Origin of the sequence: Plesiomonas sp., assembly GCF_051652165.1 — a bacterium.
GTDB lineage: Bacteria > Pseudomonadota > Gammaproteobacteria > Enterobacterales > CAMTGL01 > Plesiomonas.
The window spans coordinates 175,494-196,637 of the sequence record NZ_JBOFTR010000003.1 but is presented as its reverse complement, the minus strand read 5'-3'; the positions used below and the strand labels follow the sequence as shown (position 1 = coordinate 196,637).

Here is a 21,144-nt window from a genome sequence, read left to right as displayed (position 1 = left end):
AAACCATCCGTATTATATAAGCCGTGGGTGCAAAACGGTTAATATTCGTTTGTCTCAATGCATTTGTTAAGATGTGCTTATAATATCCCTATATAGAGACAAGGGATCTTTAGTTTTTATCCCTAAACGGGGTATTTTTTGATGATGTATAGCATGAGTAGCTTATAAAGCATGTCGATTTTGGTTCGTTGTGGACAATTTGGCCGTCGTTACCTGTGGCCGCACCTTTTATTAGGTGTGGTAGCTGCCGGTGTCGGTACAGCCAGTACCACGCTCGAAATCCATGCTGATAACACAACGAACCAGACAATTAGCCGATCTGCTCAACCACTCTTTTTAAATACAGCAGTTCGCTTACGTAATGAGTTGATTGCACCGCAACGTCTTCCTGCAACAGGTGTTGCGTTACGCGTTGTTATTCCTCAAGCAGAGCAAAAAACGGAGTCTAGCTGGAATCCTGTTTCTGGCTTTTTTGTCCGTTTAGCTCGTATTCTTGCGCCACAGGTGCTTGCGGCAGATACTGATGTCGTTTTTAGCCCAGAGCAACAGTATTATAGCACCCACAATCTTACCCCTACGCTTGAAAGCGGTGCTGATGTTTTTAGGCCAATTTTTGCAGCAATAACACTGTTCGCGGCAGAACAGCGTTTACCGATTGAAATCGCCGTTTCAGCCATGTTATTGCCGCTTGTTCCCGTATTGTTAAGTTATGCGCCTTGCTTGTGGGTAGCACAAGTGCAAGGTATTCGAGCTGGGCCACAAGCTACAGCATAATAAAAGCGATGTCCTACCCGTTTTTATGCTGTGTTGTATCCCTTAGGATATCTGGTTTTACTCCGGCCGCCGGAAAAACCGCAGATTGACTTGCTAGAAGATGTAATTTAACTATGTTGACAAAAGTACTCACAAAAATTTTTGGTAGCCGTAATGACCGTACCTTACGTAGCTTAGGTAAAGTTGTTGCACGAATTAATGCGCTTGAAGAGCAATTTATTGCGCTGTCTGATGATGAGTTAAAAGCAAAAACGGCTGAATTTCGTGCACGTTTGGAGCAAGGTGAAGCGTTAGATGATTTGATCCCAGAAACGTTTGCAACTGTGCGTGAAGCAAGTAAGCGCGTTTTTGGTATGCGCCATTTTGATGCACAAATGATCGGCGGCATGGTGCTCAATGGCCGTAATGTGGCTGAAATGCGCACGGGTGAAGGTAAAACACTGACAGCAACACTGCCAGCATATCTCAATGCGTTAACAGGCCGTGGTGTTCACGTGATCACTGTGAACGACTACTTGGCTCGCCGCGATGCAGAGACTAACCGCCCGCTGTTTGAGTACTTAGGTCTGAGTGTGGGAATTAACCTGCCTGGTATGCCTGCACCAGCCAAACGTGAAGCGTATGCAGCAGATATTACCTACGGTACAAACAATGAGTTTGGCTTTGATTATCTGCGCGACAACATGGCATTTAGCCCAGAAGAGCGAGTACAACGCCCTCTGTTTTACGCCATTGTCGATGAAGTTGACTCCATTTTAATTGATGAAGCACGTACGCCACTGATTATCTCTGGCCCTGCAGAAGATAGCTCTGAGCTGTATATTCAAGTCAATAAGCTGATCCCTAAGCTAACGCAGCAAGAGAAAGAAGATTCAGAAGAGTTTCAGGGGGAAGGCGATTTTAGTGTAGATGAAAAGGCCCGTCAGGCGCATTTAACTGAGCGTGGTCAGTTACGCATTGAAGAGCTGCTCATTGGTGCAAAACTGATGAAAGAGGGGGATTCACTGTACTCTCCGGCCAATATTTCCCTGTTACACCATGCTAATGCTGCATTGCGTGCACATGCTCTGTTTGAGCGTGATGTGGATTACATTGTGAAAGACGGTGAGGTAGTCATCGTTGATGAGCACACTGGCCGTACTATGCCAGGTCGCCGTTGGTCTGATGGCTTGCATCAGGCTGTTGAGGCGAAAGAGGGGGTTCAAATTCAAAATGAGAACCAAACTCTAGCTTCTATCACCTTCCAGAACTATTTCCGTTTGTATGAAAAGCTTGGCGGGATGACAGGTACAGCCGATACTGAAGCGTTTGAGTTCCAACAAATTTATGGTTTAGATACGGTGGTTATTCCAACTAACCGCCCTATGATCCGTAAAGATATGGCCGATTTAGTCTATATGACTGAAGGCGAAAAATTTAACGCGATCATCGAAGATATTAAACAACAAGTTATTGCAAAACGCCCAACGCTGGTGGGTACAGTATCGATTGAAAAATCAGAAGCACTTTCACAAGCCCTGCGTAAGGCGAATATCCCGCATAAAGTTCTGAATGCCAAATTCCATGCTTCTGAAGCGGATATCGTGGCACAAGCGGGTCAACCGGGCGCTGTTACTATTGCAACTAACATGGCAGGCCGTGGTACTGATATTTTGCTCGGTGGCAGTTGGAAAGCGGATGTCGAGGCGATTGACGCGCCAACTCAAGACCAAATTGATGCAATTAAAGCGGCATGGCAAGTGCAACACGATCTGGTGGTTGAGGCGGGTGGTTTGCACATTATTGGTACAGAGCGCCATGAATCTCGCCGTATTGATAATCAGTTGCGTGGCCGTTCAGGTCGTCAGGGTGATCCGGGTTCATCCCGTTTCTATCTTTCAATGGAAGATAGCCTGATGCGTATTTTCGCCTCAGATCGTGTCAGTAACATGATGAAAAAATTGGGCATGCAAGAGGGCGAGGCAATTGAACACCCATGGGTGAGCAAAGCGATTGAAAATGCCCAGCGTAAAGTGGAAGCCCGTAACTTTGATATTCGTAAGCAACTGCTTGAGTTTGATGATGTAGCTAATGATCAACGTAAAGCGATTTACGAGCAGCGTAATGAACTGCTTGATGCTGACGAAGTGGGTGCGACCATTGATGCGATTCGTGATGATGTGGTTGGCGCGGTGATCGATCAATATATTCCGCCGCAATCACTTGAAGAGATGTGGGATGTACCAGGATTAGAGCATCGTTTACACAATGACTTTGATTTGACATTGTCTATTGGTCAGTGGCTCGAAGAGGATAATAGCCTGCATGAAGAGGTATTGCGTGAGCGCATTCAGGCAGAAGCTCTGAAACTGTATCGCGAAAAAGAGGATGTTGTTGGTGAGCCAATGATGCGCCATTTTGAAAAAGGCGTAATGTTGCAAACGCTAGATACACTTTGGAAAGAGCACTTATCGGCAATGGATCACCTACGTCAAGGTATTCATCTGCGTGGTTATGCGCAAAAAAATCCAAAGCAAGAGTACAAGCGTGAATCATTCGAGATGTTTACTGAAATGCTTGAAACACTAAAATTAGATGTTATCAGCACCTTAAGTAAAGTGCGTGTTCGCATGCCAGAAGAGGTTGAGCAAGTTGATGTACAACGCCGTGAAGAAGCTGAACGGATTGCACAAAAGCAGCAATATAGCCATACAGAAAGCGAAATCGATACTGAGCTTACAGAAAGCCCTGATGGTTCAGGTTCATTAGTGCGTGTTGAACGTAAAGTGGGCCGTAATGAGCTATGCCCATGCGGTTCAGGTAAAAAATACAAACAATGCCACGGTGTTTTGCAAGGTTAAGCTAATAGTCTACTGAGAGTCTCTGTGTATCAGTAGGTGTATTACATTGTGCAAAAAGGGCGATTACATCAGTAATCGCCCTTTTTTTAGAACAAAATTTTATTTGATATCGAGTACAAAATAAGAGCACTGATTATCACCATGGCACGTAATATGTGCCGTATTAGAAAGGGCGCTTTAGGGTGTGTATTGGAAATTTTTTATGGCTGTGTGTGAAACGGTAATATCTGTTGAGCCGTATTAGGCTCTTTCTGATAATGTGAAAGCTGACATTAATATACTTATGCATCATGTTTGGGGGGATGCATTGTGTGGCCCACAAGACAGCATTTTCCCACCGCATTGCCTTGAATATTCACCAATTTCTTGCACTGTGTATGTGAATGGCGCGTTAGCCAGTTATGCGGGTGTGCTTACGTTTCCTATTCAGCACCATGGTCTGACTTTTTGTGTGGCAGCATTAAGTATGTGTAGCGACTTATCTTCATTTAGCCCGTCAAGGCTTTGGCCACTTAGCCGTGAACGCGGCAACTCAGCATATATTGAGCAGTCAGGCTGATATTGGTTTATTTACTTGTGACCCTCCGTTACAGCAGTTTTATGCGCGTAGTGGGTGGCAAGTGCGCGGTAATTTGCGGCTGATTAGCCAGTCAGGTACAGAAGCCTTGTGCAGCCGAGCATTGGGAAAAGTGGTGTTGTTTCAAGGGGTATCTCTTTTAGCAAAAGAGAACGCCTACTGGTTTGATGATGACACACTGAATCTTGAATTAAGAGGTGGGCAGTTTATTTAATCATTATGTCAATTTTCCTCTGTTAATATCAGTGCGAGTGCCTGCTTTTATAGTAAATCGATATAACGTACTGTTTTTGATGATTTAAACGCATAAAGCTTTTTACACTCTTTTCGTGATATTTTTCATCTAAATCATCCGTTAGGGTACTGTGTAGAGCAGGTGTATGTAGGTTGAGTTATGCATACAAATAAACGATTTTTTGAGGAAATTAGCGTGAAAAAACAGATGCATGTTGCCGTGGGCATTATTCGTAATGCTGATCGTGAAATTTTTCTGACAAAACGTAAACCTGATAGTTTTTTAGCCGGTTACTGGGAGTTTCCTGGTGGAAAATTTGAAGCCGGAGAGTCAGCACAACAGGCATTGGCCCGCGAGCTACAAGAAGAAGTGGGTATTGAGGTGATACAATCAGTGCCGTTTGATAATGTCAGTGTGGAGTTTGATGACCGTGTTGTACATTTACACTTCTTTTTAGTTGAAGATTATCAGGGTGAACCTTTTGGGCGCGAAGGCCAACGTTCAGCATGGGTTGCGCAGCGCGATTTACTGGCCGAACGTTTTCCTCACGCTAATGCTGCCATTGTTCAGACATTACTGGCCGAGGTTGCCACAGTTAACACTCAGTGCTGATAATAGGGCTGCAGAGTATATGCCTGCCCCCGTTTTTGACAACGGGGAGCGGCTTACAACACGAACGTGTATTTACAACTGATCGTTTTCACTCCAATTTTCTGCATTGGAGTGATCTTCTGGGCCAGGGATTCGCTTTTCCTCTTCTGCCCACTCACCTAAATCAATTAACTGGCAGCGTTTACAACAAAAGGGGCGATAAGGGCTGTTTTCGCTCCATTCAACCGCCGCCTGACAGGTTGGGCACGGAACGTAAAGTGGTTGCGTCATTGGGGTTTCTCTTTTCAATGGGCAGATATACTGCCACCTATTTTAGGTGTTTTTTACTGTCAGAGCTTAACAACACGCCAGCTTAAACGGCAGATGTTGTGGTACTTCACCGTGTTCGCTGTCGAGCGGTAAAAAGCGAATAGCATAACGGCTTTTGTGTCCAGACACTTGCGGATAGACCATAAAATCAAGCTGTAAACAGAGACGCAGCATTTCAGCATCACCACCATTATCTTGATAAAAACCGGCATTTGCACTGCATGGGTGAAACGTTGCAGTTTGTCGAATTAGCGTAAGAATCAGGCGCAGCGGGTTACGCAGTGTGTCGAGTGTTGACATCCAGTGAACGGCTTGCTGCTCTTTTTGCTCATGGGATAAATGCAACCAAAGGTGCAGAGTAGGCAGATCAAAACTGCAACTGCCTCCGGGAATACTCAAGCGTTGGCGGATTGGGTTAATAAAGCGATCATCACGCAGTGCTTGCCCTAAACGTGGGGCATTGAGCAAGTCAGTATAGTGTTGCTTTAATTGGGTGCGCAGATCTTGTAATACGCTGATATCAACCCCTGGTGTATCAATAAATTGCTCTAATTTTTTTTGTTGGCGCTCAAGATCTTTGAGCAGATCGGTTCTTACTTCGCCACGATCAAGCACATCAAGTAGATCGGCAATAGTGCGGAAAAAGACCATAGATTGCGCGGTATCGGCTAAGTGTTGATTATCATCTAATTGTTGTAGTAGATACTCTATGCGTAACCACGCTCGCATCTTCTCATTAAGGGGATGCTCAAAAATCACTGGGCAAGTTGCGTCATTTGTCATGGATTAATTCATTGAGAGTGAAAAAGTCATTGGGCTAAATACTAAGTAATAATCTGGGCAGCGTCTATATGGGTGACCTACTGATTCATGGCTATCTGGTATAACCAGTGTGCTAAGGTTTGTCTGTTATTCCTGATGATCTTGTTGGTATTACGTAGCCGTAGTGTGGCGATTAAGCTGATAGTGTGCCGCTAATTGCAAATATTTTTGGTGGAGTAATGCCACTTGCGCGCTGAGGGAATTTGCTGTTGATACCGGCTGGGCGTGTGTGTTGTTGTGATGTGGTGTGTGGAGCAAATTTTGCTGATGCTGTTCAGCAACCGTGTTGCTTACCGTTGCGTGATGACCGTGGTGATCATTATCAATAATATCATCAGCCACCGCTAAACGGTCACTGCGTGAGGCTTGTGCATTTAGAATTTGCTTGATCTGCTGTTCAGAGACTTGATCGCGCAGCAAAGTACGCGTGATCTGAGTTTGTGGGCTGACATCAACCACTAAGACACGATGCGCGAACTTGCAAAGGTTGTTTTCAACCAGCAATGGCACAACCCACAGTGCATAAGGTGAGGTGACAGCGGCTAACTGCTGTTGCATTGTCTGGTTGATTAGCGGATGCAATAACTGGTTCAACCACGCCTGTTGCTGCGGATCGGCAAAGATGATTTCACGCAGTGCGGCGCGATTTAAGCTGCCATCGGCGAACTGCACTTGTGTGCCAAAATGGGTGATGATGCTGTGCAGTGCCGATGAACCGGGTGCGACTACATCGCGTGCTACAATATCAGCATCTACCAAGGTAATACCGTACTGGGAAAATAGATTGGCAACGGTGGTTTTACCACTGCCAATGCCTCCAGTAATCGCGACGGTGTAGGTCACAAGTAGCTCCATAATAGGGGCAATAAAACGGTTAAAAGCGCAACAATATGCACATGGAGTATGTGCATAAGATAGCCTGCTCATTTTAATGATTTTAGGGAAATGATAGCCTAATTCAACGTGTTATATATCACTGCATTGTATATCAACGTACCATAAATTACGGTGCTATACGTTAATTTATGGTGCTATATGTTGAGATGCCCTTACGTTAATCTGCCAGATTAACGTGCTAGAGACCCATCAGGGTAAAATAAGTGTGCACAATATTATCGCCCCACAGTAAAGTGATCCAACCGCCAAGTGCCAACCATGGGCCAAAGGGAATAGCTTGTTGAGTGCGGCGGGTTATGACGGCATAAAAAAGGCCACTGAACGAGGCAAGCATAGCCACTAACAGTAATTTTTCAGCGCCCACCCATGCGCCGAGTGCGGCCATCAGCGCAAAATCGCCGCGGCCCATGCCCTCTTTACCGGTTAGCAGTTTAAATATCCAGAACAACCCCCAGAGCGAAAGATAGCCGACCATTACCCCAGCAAGGGCGCTGTGTAGGTCAAGGTGGCTTTCACCTTGCCAGGCTAACAGTAACCCTCCCCAGAGCATTGGGTGTGTCAGGCTGTCGGGTAGCCAGAATGTGTCAAGGTCTATCACACTGGCAACCAGCAGCAGAGCACTGAGCAGCATAATAGCCAGACTCCACGGAGTAAGCCCCCACAGTAAGATTGGCAGTGCAAAGAGTGTGGCAGTTATCAGTTCAATGGCGGGATAACGAACACTGATTGGTGCTTGGCAGTGCCGACATTTTCCACGTAGCCATAACCATGAAGCCAGTGGCAGGTTGTCAAACCAGCGAACGGGCGTTTTACACTGTGGGCAGTGTGAGGCAGGCAACAACAGATCAAAACGCGAAGAGCTTGGTGTGGGGGGCAGATCGCTAAACTGGGCACTGCACTGTGCCCGCCAGTGGCGTTCAAGCATAATCGGGTAGCGGTAGATCACCACATTCAGAAAACTGCCGATGACTAAGCCAAACAGTGCCGCTAACAACATGATCCCGTCCACTGGAAACCTTATCCTAAGGGCGCACAACGCGCAGAAAAAAGAGATAAGCGCATAGCTGCATGCTTATCTTCGTGTATAAAATCAGTTAACTTCCTGAGATACCAGATAATATTACCGCAAAAGATAAACAGCGTCTTGCTGCGGTTTACGTGTGCATTAGTGAATAATATTCCCCAAATTGAAGATAGGCAGATACATGGCAACCACCAGTGAGCCAACAATGCCACCAATAATGACCATGATAAAGGGCTCTAATAAGCTTGCCAGAGCATCAACCATATCATCAACTTCTTGCTCATACACCACGGCCACTTTATCAAGCATGCCATCAAGCGAGCCAGACTCTTCCCCGATCATCACCATTTGTGTGGTAATAGGGGGAAATAAGTTCTGTTTTTGCATGGCTTGGTAAATGGGTAAACCTTGCTCGGCTTCTTTGCGTACGGCTAATATGGCATCACGGTAGACAAGGTTTCCGGCTGCGCCCGATGCAGAGAGCAGCCCACTGAGTAAGGGAACACCTGCTGAAAAGGTGACAGAAAGCGTGCGAGCAAAACGGGCAACGGATGCTTTATGCAGCAATAAACCGATAACAGGCAGTTTGAGCATGAATTGATCTTGTTTATAACGCATTTTTGCAGAGGCGCGGTATAGGTGCCGATACCCCAACGCGACCGCCACCACAGCAGCGAAAAGATACAGCCCATTTTCCCGCAATAAGCGTGAAAGGGCTAACACCATATTGGTAAAGGCCGGTAATTCAGAACCAAAGCTGGCGTAAATAGACTCAAATTGTGGGATAACAAACAGCAACATCAACAGCGTGACCCCAATGGCTACTACCATCACCATAGCGGGATAAAAGAGTGCCTTTTTTATTTTCGATTTTAGCGCCTCCATTTTTTCACGGTGCGTAGCGATTCTATCCATCACGATATCGAGCCGACCGGTGATCTCGCCAGTGCTAACCAGATCGCAGTAAAGGTCATCAAAAATAAGTGGATATTTGCGCAGCGATTGTGAAATCGGCAAACCGCTCTCTACATCGGTGGTGATGGTGGACAACAACCGCCGCATGCTGCGTTTGGCATGGCTCTCTCCAATCATTTTTAGGCTTTGTAAAATGGGAACACCGGCAAACAGCATGGTTGAGAGCTGGCGGCTCATAAATGCAATATCAGCCGGTTTGATACGATCTGTGATACGGCTAAACAGTGACACCGGCGTTTTTTTCAGCTCTATACGGTTAAAGCCTTTGCTCATCAGTTGCATACGCGCTTCATCAATAGAGCTTGCTTCTAATTCGCCCTCGGCAGGTTGCCCCTGACGATTAACCGCTTTCCATGTATATGGCGATAAACGGCGCGGTTTTGGCTGTGCCAGTGTGTTCATGGTTACACTCCTGTTACCCGTGCTATCTCTTCTAATGAGGTGATGCCGTCAACCACTTTCGCAAGGCCCGCTTCACGCAAGGTTTTCATGCCGAGCTGACGGGCAATGGCTGTCAGCTCAGGGGCGTGATCGCCGCGCAAAATGGCCTCGGTCAGGGTGGCGGTGATCGGCATAATTTCATACAACCCCGTGCGCCCTTTATAACCGTGGGTGCATTTAGGGCAGCCTTTGGCTTTAAAAATGTGCATGCCCGTTGCCAGTGGGTGGCTAAACCCTGCTGCCTTTTGCTCGGTTTCTGTCAGCAAACAGGGCTGGCGGCACTCTGGGCAGAGTTTGCGGGCTAAACGCTGGGCAATAATCAGGTGAATAGATGAAGCAATGTTGTAGGCTGGCACCCCCATATTGGCAAGGCGTGTGAGCGTTTCGGCTGCCGAGTTGGTGTGCAGGGTTGATAGCACTAAGTGGCCGGTTTGTGCCGCTTTAACGGCAATTTCCGCCGTTTCCAGATCACGAATTTCGCCCACCATGACCACATCAGGGTCTTGGCGCAAAAAGGCCCGTAAGGCACTGGCAAAGGTGAGCCCTGCTTTAAGGTTAATTTGAGTTTGGTTGATGCCGGCTAAGTTAATTTCCACTGGATCTTCAGCCGTTGAGATATTGCGCTCAGGCTGATTTAAAATGGATAACCCCGTATATAAGCTGACGGTTTTACCGCTGCCAGTTGGCCCGGTGACTAAGATCATCCCCTGCGGTTTGGCCAGTGCATTGAGGTAGAGCTGTTTGTCGTGGTCAGTAAACCCCAGTTGTTCAATGTTTAAACTGGCGGCGCTAGAGTCTAAAATGCGCAGTACCACTTTTTCACCGAACAGGGTTGGCAGGGTAGAGACACGCAGATCAATGGCTTGAGTTTCTGTTAGTTTGAGCTTAATACGGCCATCTTGCGGGATCCGCTTTTCAGCGATATCGAGCTTGCTCATGATTTTTAGGCGTGCAGCAAGGCGCGCGGCTAATTTTTCCGGCGGGTTAGCTATCTCTTGTAATACGCCATCAATACGAAAACGCACCCGATACTGCTTTTCATACGGTTCAAAGTGAATATCAGAGGCCTTAACCCGCACCGCCCGACTGAGCATTTGGTTGATAAAGCGCACTATTGGGGCTTCATCTTGATCATCATTTAACGCCCGCTCATCAAGGCTATTGCTGTTTTCATCAGCAAGCTCGGCAAGTTCAATCAGGGTATCAGTATCACGGGCTGATGGGGTGGGGTTCAGTTGCTCGGTATCTTCTGGATATTCACCAGTAACTTCAAAAATTGCACGGCGCAGCTCTTCTTTATCCACCAAAACAGTTTCAATCTGTTTTCCAGTGGCAAAGCGAAAAGCATCAATACAGTTGAAACAGTGATTAGTATGGGTTGCGATATAAATCGTATCGTTTTTTTCAAACAGAGGAACAGCAAAGAATTTATTAATCAGTGATGAATAGGGTAAGTATTTTTTAAGTTCAAGTGTATTGTCTATTTTCATAATAATGAAATGGTGAGGTTTTTCCTCACCATTTTAATTCTGTTATTAAAAAAACACTACAAGCCAGAGCCAGAGTCTGATTTTTTTTGGTCAGCAGTGCATAAAGCAGTGAGCCCTTTGGTTGCTGTACATGATTTATACCATGTCATAGTGCCTGCAGAGGTTTGCACACCATCTAAAACAAATGCATGTCCTTCTAATTCGTTTTTTCCAGTAATAGTAAATTTGACAGCATTATCTTTTGCTGTGTCTATTGTGTATTTTTCAATATTTGGTGCTTCAGCGATTGTATTTGATGAAGGAATTCCATTTGCACCAGTGTCATTAATGCCATCAAACTTCCCTTTTTCAAAACCGTAAATTTCAATTGCAGTTTTAATAGGGGATGCCGCCTGCATTAATTCAGTCATTTTTGCTTTTTGTGTATAGCTTTGATAAGCCGGTAACGCAATAGCCGCCAAAATAGCAACAATCGCTACCACTATCATCAATTCAATGAGCGTAAAACCCTGTTTTATTTTGTTCATGCTGTTCTCCTAACGATTCTGACCCGTATTCCATTACTGGCGGGGAAATAAGTGTTCTGTTGCGCTCAATATATTTTGAGCGGGCTTTGGGGGCGTTCTAGCCTTTAGCTCTGCCGTAGGGCCAGAATAAGCGGAGTCAAAACAGTGACTCTCAGGCATATTTTGCTGCGTGGTTATTTATTTTGGCATTGCTTCAATAGGAAGTTGGAATCTATATCGCAAAGATATCACGTATGAAACAGCAAAGATGAAATAGAAAGAGAACGCTATGCAAAATGTTGGGTTTGTTATCTGCCAATATAAAGACACGATAATGATGTGGGCATAGTGCAGCATTGTGGCGAGAAACAGTGTGCGCTGTCAAGCGGTGGTCGGTTTTATAAAATGTGTGCGGTTATTTATATTTTATGTGGGTATTTTACTCTTGCTATTCGGTTTTTTTGAATAATGGCAGCGAGCATTGTTAATGCGAAAAAAAATAACCACAGAATAGCATGTGGTTATTTTATATCCGCCAGCGTTTGTCATAAGTAAAAGCGTGGTTGTGCGGTGTGCTAACCGGTAAAATTAATAAAAGCGCATTGAGAGATCAAGGGCTTTAATGTGTTTAGTCAGCGCACCGACAGAGATAAAATCAACGCCGGTTGCGGCATAGTCGGGCAGCGTGGTTAAGGTTACATTGCCAGACACTTCAAGCAGCGCACGGCCTGCTGTAAGGGTGACGGCATCGTGCATCATGCTGGTGGTGAAGTTATCGAGCATGATGATATCGGCCCCTGCATCAATAGCGTGTTGCAGTTCAGTCAGATTTTCAACTTCCACTTCAACGGGCACATTGTGCGCCAGCACATGTGCATTGGCCACGGCGTGTTGCACACCGCCTGCGGCAATAATGTGGTTCTCTTTAATCAGAAAGGCATCGTACAGGCCTAAACGGTGGTTAACGCCGCCACCACACTGCACGGCATATTTTTCTGCGCTGCGCAGCCCCGGCAAGGTTTTACGGGTATCGAGCAGGCGAGTATGCAAGCCTTGCAGTTGATCGGCATAACGGCGAGTGGTTGAAGCCACACCAGAGAGCGTTTGAATAAAGTTGAGCAGCGTGCGCTCGGCAGTGAGCAGTAGGCGGGCGTTACCCGACAGTTGCAGTAGGCACTGGTTTGGTGCAATGCGATCACCATCGGCCACTAACCACTCAAGTGTGATTGGGTTAGGGTGCTGCGCACTAAGTTGGGTGCAGACCTCTTCTGCCCACTGTTTTCCGCAAAAAACCCCTTGTTCACGGGTGATCACCCGTGCTCGTGCCTGTTGGTTTGCGGGCAGCAGTTGTGCGGTAAGATCACGCCGGGCAAGGGTTGCGGCATTGGTCAGAGGGGGAGTTGATGTGCTGCTAAAAGGGGGGCGCTGTGCCGGCACACCGAGATCTTCGCACAAGGCAGCATACACAGCGGCCGGTATGTCATGTTGTAGTTGAGTTAACAAAGTGGCCTGACGCTGGGCCGAGTTGTGTGTGCGATGTGGCATCTCTGTTGCTCCGCGGTAAAAGTTATGCCGATGGTAGCTTACTGTGAGATTTTTCGCATCTATCGGTTGTGTGGGGGAGGCTGGGGCTTAATAAAAAAGTGATTTTAAAAATATAATTCTCTCATGTGTTTATTTTTAATAGATACTTTTGTATATACTGTTATAACTATAACCTGTTATTAACTCGTATGTTTCTAGAACACAAGTCGTGTCTCTCATTTTAAACCATTTGATTTTTCATAAAGAATAGAACATATATAGTACATGTCACTTTTGGTTCTTTCATTAGATAGTAGAAACTAAGAATAAACCATTAACAAGAAAAATACTGGTTTATCTATAGCTATCGAGCACTAAATTTTTTGGTGAAAAGAATTTAATGAAATTCTCTGTGATTCTATATGAAACTATTGAATCAGGTTTAATCGTCTTATATTAAGTCTATTTACTCCTATTGGATAGTGGTCTTTGACGTAAATGGTGTGCTTTACCAGTGTTTTAACTGTTATCTATATCTTCAATGTACTGTGAAATGTATTTTCCAAACTCTTTTACACTATCTAGTTCACACTGGAGTGTTAATAGCTCTCCACGTTGGCCGCCAACATTAGAGTATAACATGCATTTCTCGTGAATAGAGAGTCGTTGTTTATTATAAAAGTCTTTTGAAAAATTATAATCACTAACTTTGGAGGATAATTGATTTTTAATTTCCGATTCATACTTTGCAGTCTCTTTTTGAATACAAGAAGTCATTTCTTGATGTAGACCATGCATATTATCGCAGCTATTGCCAGCTATTGCATATTTATCAACATGAAAAATCGTTAGATAGAACCCAACAAAAACAAAAAAATATTTCATTTTATATCTACCTCCAATGATTGGCTTTCTAACTCTAGCAATGACTCTTTTTCTGAAATGGCTCGTTTTTTTAAATCATTCCACCATGATGGTGACGACTTAAAAAGAGTTTCTGTATTATCCCTTTTATAGTCTTGTACGGCAATAATTAGCTCTCTGTCAGTAATATCTTTTGAGTTTATTTTATTTAAAACTTTTAGGATTAAGTTGGTTTTTGCGCCAAACTGAACTGAGGTGGACCATATTAAATCGTGAATGGCTGCGCGTGAGTGATCTATAATGAATCCTTTTGATTTAAGTCGATTAATTTGAATGTCATAGTGTGTTTTTTTAATAAAAATATGTTGATCCTCTCTGAATTCCTGTGGATGTTTAAACGCAATATCCTTCCAAATATCGTTAAATTGGGAGGAAGCAGGAGTCAACCCATCAAAAAATTGTTTGTATTTTGACGACTGAATATATTGTTGCAGCACACCCATGTTTGATGACAATTGGTAGCAACCATATGAGATACCACCATAATCGCCTTTTCCTGAAGACACTACACCAGGGCCTCTTCCGGCAGATTCGTATCTTTCCGAAGTTTTACCCAGTACCCACAGAGCTCCTTTTTGATTACTCTTTACCAACTCCATCAACCCCGCAGGATGAATAAACCACAGGTGAGTGCTGCCTAATATATTTTTAGCTTCTTCAACCCATGCCATATTGTTGTGTACTTGCATTGCGTATTTATACAAGTTGGGCTGGTTGGCGAGCTCTTTTTTAAGGCGTGGCCAATTATCACCCCGCTTTATCCACTCACTTTCGTGCTTAATAAATAACTTACGTAATGTATAGGTTAAGTTAGTGTCGGTTAATGCCGATTTAATGTTGTTACTGCTTAATTTGTGATCACCGTGTTTGTCTGCTACAAGCTGTTGGTAGAGAGTGCTGAAAAATGTGCTGCCTTCTTTGCCTTCGGTATCTTCTTTATCTAAAAAGCCATCGGGATCATGGCTGCCATCAATCAGCATTGCGCCGAGCTTGCCCCAGTCGTGCTGGTTGATAAGTGCAGCATCACCCGTGAGTAATACAAATTCTCCGGCCCGTTCGCCTTCTGCTGCTGCTTGCTCGCGTATTTTGGCAAACTGTTGAGCGCCATGGGTGATAATATCTGCGTTATTGAGGGCCAAAGGCGCAGCCAGTGGCCCAAAGGTTGCTAGACTGTTATAACTCGGCTGGTTATTGTGATACGTTAAGCGATAGGTTGTGACTTTTTTATCTTTTGTGAGCACCAGATAATTTTGACCGCCCGTGGCTTGGGCTTTATTCCGAATGCAATCTTCCAGTGCTTGCCTATCTTGTTTGCTCTTTTCTGCAATAAACACTTCAAAGTGTATGGCTTTCTGATCAGGGTCAATGTGAAAACCTTGCGCAGTTAAGGTGGCTATTTGGTGCTCACCCCAGTGGCCGATGGTTTCTCCGGCCTGTACTATTATCGAGTTTTGGCTACAGTCAACAACGGTATCGAATACGATGGGCATATTTGATGTTGCGGCCAGTGCTGCACCTATTTTGCTTTTTGCCACCCAGCCAACAGCGCCTTTATGTGCATTTGTCATCACTTGATTAGCTGAGTCTTTAACAGTGCCAGTGCCTGCCTTGAACACCTGTATTTTACGAAATTCAGTAGGGCCGCCATGGGTGATAATCATTTGCTGCTCTGCAAATACGATGACTTCGCTCTTAGCTGCAAGCCCAAGGCTTCCTGTTGTGTGTGTCGGTGTTTGCCGTAGCCACGTATTATTCGGGATTGTATAACGAAGCGGTTTATTTTCAGGTGGCATCATCCAGCTGGGTTTTATTTTTTGTTCCCCATAAATGTATTGTGTTGCGATATAAAACTGCGGTGGCTCACCGGTTTTTGGGGTGGTATAGCGAACGAGTTGGTATGTGTGAGTTTCATTTTTGAGATTACGCCGTTCAGAGGGGGTATCCATTAAAATGATTTCAGCCCCTTGACGTGCGAAACCTAATTTATCTTCTGCTTGGAGTTGTAATTTAGCCATTGCACTGTAGATAGAGACCCTATTACCTGTAATGACATAACGTTCAGGTTCAGCGTGATAAGCGTTGGCACAAGCAATATGCATGTAGAGGCTATAAAAAGTCAGGCGATTTTTATGCTGATCACCTGTTTCGTAACGGTGACGTATCAGACAAAATGAGGGGGAGGTATATAAATCAATATCTTGCCCATTCTGGCCTTGTTCAGGGCTGCGGGTTGCTTTGGCAGGTTGTGTTGCTAACCGATAAGCAACAATTTCCCCATCAGCAATGGTGCGCACTGCGCCACTTGAGTGCCATCCGCCTTTTTCACTGAGGTGAACGCCACCGTGCCAGAGCCGGTTGCGCCCAAGGGGATATGTGCCGCTGTGCTGGCCATGAAGTTTGTCGATAAAGGCTTCGAGTGAGGCAACCTCGCGAGGTGTATTGCCTTCCCCTTGTTGCATAGGGTAGACGATTTTCATCTTTGATGTTCTATCCTGTGTGATATGGCCATGGCTATTTATATGAGCACTTGCATGATGTTTAGAGCCAGAGCATGTTTCATGCCAAAGATAAAAGTTCTTTTAAATCAATAAAGTAGTTGATTTTTCAATGAGGCAGTCTGCCAAGCCAGCAAGACATTGCGTGATATGCGCAAAGTAGCCAGCAAACATGGCATAAACAAGATAATTATCTAAAAGGTGCGCAACAGGTTGCGTAAAAAAAGTGATTATTCTGTATAGCGGCATAAACTGTATGAAGATAAAGCAAGCTAAGAGGGTGCAAAAAGACTGTGCGTACTATTTATGCGGGGCTTGATGATTGCGTTGAAAATATCGGGATTTTTTCGCATGTAAAACCGTTTTGGCTGTGTATCCCCAAAAGTAGGGGGTTGATTTTAGTCAGATATGCATGCCGAGGTTAGGGAAGTGGAGCAAAACTTGCCGTATGGGGGGTTATCCCGCACACTAATATTCTTTTCAGTTATCAGAGAGTTGTTGTTATGCCACGGCTAAGTTTACCGGTACAGGCTGATTGGTTGAGTGGGGCGCGTTGTTGCCCTTCGCCACACTGTAATGGGCGAGCTGAGGGAGAGGTGATCTCTTTGTTGGTGGTACACAATATTAGTTTACCACCGGGAGAGTTTGGTGGGCCCTATATTGATGATCTGTTTTGTGGGCGCTTGCAACCTGATGCACACCCCTATTTTGCTGATATTTATCAGCTACAAGTGTCGGCGCACTGTTTAATTCGGCGTGATGGTGAGGTGGTGCAGTATGTGCCATTTAGCCAGCGCGCATGGCATGCTGGGGTATCAAGTTTTGCTGGACGTACACAGTGTAATGATTATTCGATAGGAATAGAGCTAGAGGGCACAGATACACAGGCATATACGTTGGTGCAGTATCAGCAGTTGGCGCGGATTACGCGGTTGTTACAGCGGCGTTTTCCCGCAATAACCGATGCGCGGATCACCGGCCACAGTGATATTGCACCACAGCGCAAAACAGACCCTGGTATTGCGTTTGACTGGGCATATTTTATGCAGTGTTTGCAACAATGTGATGATGTAAGTACTGAGTAAACGGTTGAGTTATTAGGTAATGCTGCAGAATGTTGCACTTAAGAGAAAAGATAAAAAAATACAGAGGGGTTTTGAGGGATGAAGTTATTTAGCTTACTGCTGATTTTAGCATGGGAGCGGTTGTTTAAAACGGGTGAACATTGGCAAATTGATCATTGGTTGCACCCACTCTGGGGAAAAATTGCGCGGCCTTCTTTAATAAAAAGTACGCTGTTATGGCTAGTCAGTGTGCTATTAATCAGTGCCGGTTTGTTGCTGGTAAAAGGGCATGTGTTTGGGCTGGTCTCTTTGGTGTGTTGGATAGCGTTAGGATTGTTATGTATTGGTGCCGGGTATAAGCGGATGCGTTATCGCGCTTATTTAGTGGCTGCGCGGCGTGGTGAAACGGAAAATGCATTAGCATTAGCTGAAAATATTGCGCGGATTCATGGTTTGCCATGTGGTGGTGGTGATGCTGCACGGTTACAAGCGTTGCAATCAGCACTGTTGTGGACACATTTTCGTTACTATATTGCGCCCGCGTTTTGGTTTGTTGTAGGGGGGCCGGCTATTATGGTGGGGTATGCGGTGTTGCGTGCTTACCAAAGTTGGCTGGCAGAGCAAAATATACCACAACGTGCAGAGTCAGGTGTTGATACGTTGTTGGGGTGGCTTGATTGGTTGCCTATTCGTATCTGCTCATTAGCCTATGTGTTTGCTGGAAAAGGGGATAAGGCGCTGCCAATGTGGGCGGTGGCAGTGGCTGACCTGCATGCATCGGCGTATCAGATATTAGGCAAGGTAACGCGTTTAGCCTTGTTACCACAAGATAGCGATTCATGGGTAGATATGCCGCAAGCGGCAGTAACGTTAGCACGAAAATCGGCACTATTGCTGGTGGTAGTGGTTTCTGTGCTGACAATCTATGGGTTATTAGTTTAGTGCGCCTCCCCCTGTATTGCTACGCACTGTTTTGTAAGAGGTGTTTTTGTGTAGTTTGCAGGGGGTAACATGACAACACTGGTAAGGTTCTGTGTTAGCAGTGCTCATGTTATTTCAAAAAGTGAATTTTTATTTTCATTTTTTTAGTTTGTTGTTTGGTGGTCGGATTTGTATAGTGATAGAGCTGTATATCGCTACGATGAGCTAATGGACTGGGCTAAATTTAGCAAATATATTGTCATATAATTATTATTTATAACTATTATTGAGAATGATTTTGTCTTAAGGTGCAGTTATGTCTAATCCAACACCTAACTATTTAAAAGTGGCTTACTGGATTTATGGAAAAAAAGGATCAGTATTAGGCCATGAAATAGCACGCCATTTTAATTTAAGCAGCAAGCAATTGAGACAATATATTAATTATATGGTGTCTAATGATGATATTGTTAGAATAAGAACAACTCAGATGGAGTGTGAGCTTAGCTCGCTGTATAATGTGCTGAGTATTACTAAAAAGAGTTTAGATAAAATTCAGCAAGACCCCACAATCGCTCGTTTAAATGTAAAAGGTCGAACGCAAATACAGTGTCAAAAGCAGACTCAAAAACTGTGGAGTTTAGCATTAGGTATTAGGCCAAGAGTGTCGATATAAGCAATCATGAATATTGATGTGAATATTGTTTTGCTAAATGTAGCTTAATTTAAAAAACAGGGCGTACAGTGATTTGTACGCCCTGTTTTTTGTTTAAGCAGCCTAACTTAAGGTATGCTATGCCTGCGCTATTTCTCTTATCTACGACGGTGGATATTAGAGGGAGTTCAAGAAAATCATTTCTTTTCAAGTGTATTAGAGAGGGTGTTATAGCTATTTTTAACACTGTTGGTTTGTTGTTTAATCTGCTCTGCAGTGTGGTTGATTGACTCTTTTGTATCATTGAGTGACTCTTTTTTCTCACTTATACCGAGTGTATTATCAATTTCTTTTTTAATCGCTTTTTGTGGCGTACATTTGCTCGATACACCAAGGGTTTTATCAAGTACTTCGTTACGAACCGCTTTCTGCATATCGCATTTTGCAAATGCAGAAAATGAGGTGAGTACGAAGAGTGAAACAACGAAGCTCGTGCGAAGCGATGTGGATAATTTGATTGTCATTATAATATGTCTTTGTGTGATGTTAAGTGAGGAGTGTTTTCATTTACGAATATATCAACAAGAAAGATTATATTATAGTCTTAGTAGAAAAAAGAGTTCAAGGTGGTTATGTTGCGTAGTTGTGTTATTGCCCATGTGCAAATTATATTGTGGGTTGTAATACAATGGCGTTATTAAAAATAAATATAACGGAATGTTTTATTATAGCGCAGCAGTGCTGTGCCATGGAAACGTATAAACTGAATATATCAGAAAATATGCAATATTATAGGCGTTAAAATACAGGCTTTATTTTTTATTAATCCTCTATTAGTTTTCTCTTTAAATTATCTTCAATCTGTATAGTTTATACGGTGAGCTGTGTGCTTATATCATTTATGCACTCTGTGCAGTATTTTTGTCATCTTTCTCGCTTAAGCTAACTCGATTCAGCTTGATTTTGTTCGCTTTTTTTTGAAAAAAACAGGCTAAACGTTAAATGGTATGACCAATTAAATTATTATTTATGTTGTGTGAGCTGAAGCGTTTTTGTTATCAAAGCGATGAAACCATGATTCAGATCAATTTTCGTCTGGACAATGTTTTTCAGCTCTGGTAATTTTTATCACATAGTAAAATTGGTATTACCAATTGACAGCCAGCGAAATTGATTTCAATGTGGCAGATAGTTTAACGCGGATGGATGTTCTTAGATGGCCTATAGCAAAATTCGTCAGCCCAAACTTTCTGATGTGATTGAGCAGCAGTTAGAGCGCCTGATTCTTGAAGGTACACTCCGCCCAGGGCAGAAACTCCCGCCAGAGCGTGAATTGGCTGTACAGTTTGATGTTTCGCGCCCCTCATTACGAGAAGCTATTCAGCGTTTAGAAGCGAAAGGTTTGCTACTGCGCCGCCAAGGTGGTGGTACGTTTGTACAACAACAACTCTGGCAAAGTTTTAGTGACCCCCTCAGTGAATTATTATCTACCCACCCTGAATCACAATTCGATCTGTTAGAAACACGGCATGCCCTTGAAGGGATTTCTGCGTACTATGCTGCTTTGCGTGGTACAGATGCGGATTTTCAGCGGTTACGTGAAAGCCATCAAACCCTAATTAATGCACAGCAAAAAGATGATCCGGCTGCCGAGGCTGAGGCGGTAATGCAGTATTTAGTGGTAGTTACAGAAGCATCACACAATGTGGTGTTGTTACATTTAGTCCGTTGTTTAGCCCCTTTGTTAGAGCAAAATGTAAAACAGAATTTTGAGCTACTGTATATGCGCCGTGAAAAACTTGCGCAAGTCAGTTGCCACCGTGCGGATGTGATTACTGCAATATTAGCTCGTGCACCAGAGCAAGCGCGTGAAGCATCACATCGGCATTTAGCCTTTATTGAGGAAACTTTGTTGGATCTTAGCCGTGAACACAGTCGCCAAGAGCGATCGTTACGGCGATTTCAACAACGCATGGAGTGACAAGTGTTCATTCACCTGTTCTGCGAAAATGATTTAAAAAGTAAGACCATAAATTAGCAATAAATAGGTTACAGAATA

Annotated in this window: 19 protein-coding genes; 8 read left to right on the top strand and 11 right to left on the bottom strand. The window is 44.2% G+C overall.

What is annotated here, in order from left to right; genetic code table 11:
• The first annotated feature begins 171 nt into the window (after positions 1-171).
• From ACRC53_RS02170 to mutT, 4 genes are all read left to right on the top strand, one after another.
• Positions 172-774 carry a hypothetical protein gene (locus tag ACRC53_RS02170; RefSeq protein ID WP_438641928.1) on the top strand — a complete coding sequence of 201 codons (603 nt, stop codon included), beginning with the start codon at positions 172-174 and terminating at the stop codon, positions 772-774.
• Positions 775-887: 113 nt separating this feature from the next.
• On the top strand, positions 888-3,614 hold the full coding sequence (gene secA / locus ACRC53_RS02165) for a preprotein translocase subunit SecA (protein WP_438641927.1): 2,727 nt from the start codon (positions 888-890) through the stop codon (positions 3,612-3,614).
• 518 nt (positions 3,615-4,132) lie between these two features.
• Positions 4,133-4,405 carry a hypothetical protein gene (locus tag ACRC53_RS02160; RefSeq protein WP_438641926.1) on the top strand — a complete coding sequence of 91 codons (273 nt, stop codon included), beginning with the start codon at positions 4,133-4,135 and terminating at the stop codon, positions 4,403-4,405.
• 216 nt (positions 4,406-4,621) lie between these two features.
• Positions 4,622-5,038 carry an 8-oxo-dGTP diphosphatase MutT gene (mutT, locus tag ACRC53_RS02155; protein WP_438641925.1) on the top strand — a complete coding sequence of 139 codons (417 nt, stop codon included), beginning with the start codon at positions 4,622-4,624 and terminating at the stop codon, positions 5,036-5,038.
• A 72-nt stretch (positions 5,039-5,110) separates the two neighbouring features.
• Here the strand turns inward: mutT and yacG are convergent, their stop codons facing one another.
• The 10 genes from yacG to ACRC53_RS02105 all read right to left on the bottom strand — a co-directional run bounded on the left by yacG (position 5,111) and on the right by ACRC53_RS02105 (position 16,427).
• Entirely contained in the window at positions 5,111-5,308 is a 198-nt protein-coding gene (gene yacG / locus ACRC53_RS02150) for a DNA gyrase inhibitor YacG (protein ID WP_438641924.1), read from the bottom strand.
• Between the two features lie 66 nt (positions 5,309-5,374).
• Positions 5,375-6,130, bottom strand: coding sequence for a cell division protein ZapD (gene zapD / locus ACRC53_RS02145; protein ID WP_438641923.1), 756 nt, complete (start codon positions 6,128-6,130; stop codon positions 5,375-5,377).
• A 150-nt stretch (positions 6,131-6,280) separates the two neighbouring features.
• The gene (gene coaE / locus ACRC53_RS02140; protein WP_438641922.1) at positions 6,281-7,012 is read right to left on the bottom strand and encodes a dephospho-CoA kinase; all 732 of its coding nucleotides are present in this window, start codon (positions 7,010-7,012) and stop codon (positions 6,281-6,283) included.
• A 232-nt stretch (positions 7,013-7,244) separates the two neighbouring features.
• Entirely contained in the window at positions 7,245-8,063 is an 819-nt protein-coding gene (locus ACRC53_RS02135) for a prepilin peptidase (protein WP_438642011.1), read from the bottom strand.
• A 168-nt stretch (positions 8,064-8,231) separates the two neighbouring features.
• Complete coding sequence (locus tag ACRC53_RS02130; protein WP_438641921.1) at positions 8,232-9,467, bottom strand: type II secretion system F family protein; 1,236 nt, start codon at positions 9,465-9,467, stop codon at positions 8,232-8,234.
• Positions 9,468-9,469: 2 nt separating this feature from the next.
• Positions 9,470-10,996 carry a type IV-A pilus assembly ATPase PilB gene (gene pilB, locus ACRC53_RS02125; protein WP_438641920.1) on the bottom strand — a complete coding sequence of 509 codons (1,527 nt, stop codon included), beginning with the start codon at positions 10,994-10,996 and terminating at the stop codon, positions 9,470-9,472.
• 56 nt (positions 10,997-11,052) lie between these two features.
• On the bottom strand, positions 11,053-11,523 hold the full coding sequence (locus tag ACRC53_RS02120) for a pilin (RefSeq protein ID WP_438641919.1): 471 nt from the start codon (positions 11,521-11,523) through the stop codon (positions 11,053-11,055).
• Between the two features lie 567 nt (positions 11,524-12,090).
• Positions 12,091-13,047, bottom strand: a complete 957-nt coding sequence (nadC, locus tag ACRC53_RS02115) for a carboxylating nicotinate-nucleotide diphosphorylase (protein WP_438641918.1) — start codon at positions 13,045-13,047, stop codon at positions 12,091-12,093.
• A gap of 498 nt (positions 13,048-13,545) precedes the next feature.
• Positions 13,546-13,911 (bottom strand): hypothetical protein, encoded by a 366-nt coding sequence (locus tag ACRC53_RS02110; RefSeq protein ID WP_438641917.1) that lies wholly within the window; start codon positions 13,909-13,911, stop codon positions 13,546-13,548.
• A complete protein-coding gene (locus ACRC53_RS02105; protein ID WP_438641916.1) occupies positions 13,908-16,427 on the bottom strand; it encodes a hypothetical protein in 2,520 nt (839 codons plus the stop codon). Before ACRC53_RS02105 ends, ACRC53_RS02110 begins: the two co-directional genes overlap by 4 nt.
• A gap of 521 nt (positions 16,428-16,948) precedes the next feature.
• Here ACRC53_RS02105 and ampD point away from each other — a divergent pair.
• The 3 genes from ampD (at position 16,949) to ACRC53_RS02090 (ending at position 19,106) form a co-directional block, all read left to right on the top strand.
• On the top strand, positions 16,949-17,530 hold the full coding sequence (gene ampD, locus ACRC53_RS02100; protein WP_438641915.1) for a 1,6-anhydro-N-acetylmuramyl-L-alanine amidase AmpD: 582 nt from the start codon (positions 16,949-16,951) through the stop codon (positions 17,528-17,530).
• A 78-nt stretch (positions 17,531-17,608) separates the two neighbouring features.
• The gene (ampE, locus tag ACRC53_RS02095; protein WP_438641914.1) at positions 17,609-18,451 is read left to right on the top strand and encodes a beta-lactamase regulator AmpE; all 843 of its coding nucleotides are present in this window, start codon (positions 17,609-17,611) and stop codon (positions 18,449-18,451) included.
• 295 nt (positions 18,452-18,746) lie between these two features.
• Positions 18,747-19,106: a hypothetical protein gene (locus ACRC53_RS02090; protein WP_438641913.1), complete on the top strand. Its 360-nt coding sequence runs from the start codon at positions 18,747-18,749 to the stop codon at positions 19,104-19,106.
• A 176-nt stretch (positions 19,107-19,282) separates the two neighbouring features.
• Here ACRC53_RS02090 and ACRC53_RS02085 read toward each other — a convergent pair whose 3' ends face one another.
• Positions 19,283-19,609, bottom strand: coding sequence for a hypothetical protein (locus ACRC53_RS02085; protein ID WP_438641912.1), 327 nt, complete (start codon positions 19,607-19,609; stop codon positions 19,283-19,285).
• Between the two features lie 692 nt (positions 19,610-20,301).
• Here ACRC53_RS02085 and pdhR point away from each other — a divergent pair.
• Complete coding sequence (gene pdhR, locus ACRC53_RS02080) at positions 20,302-21,066, top strand: pyruvate dehydrogenase complex transcriptional repressor PdhR (protein ID WP_438641911.1); 765 nt, start codon at positions 20,302-20,304, stop codon at positions 21,064-21,066.
• Positions 21,067-21,144 lie beyond the last annotated feature (78 nt).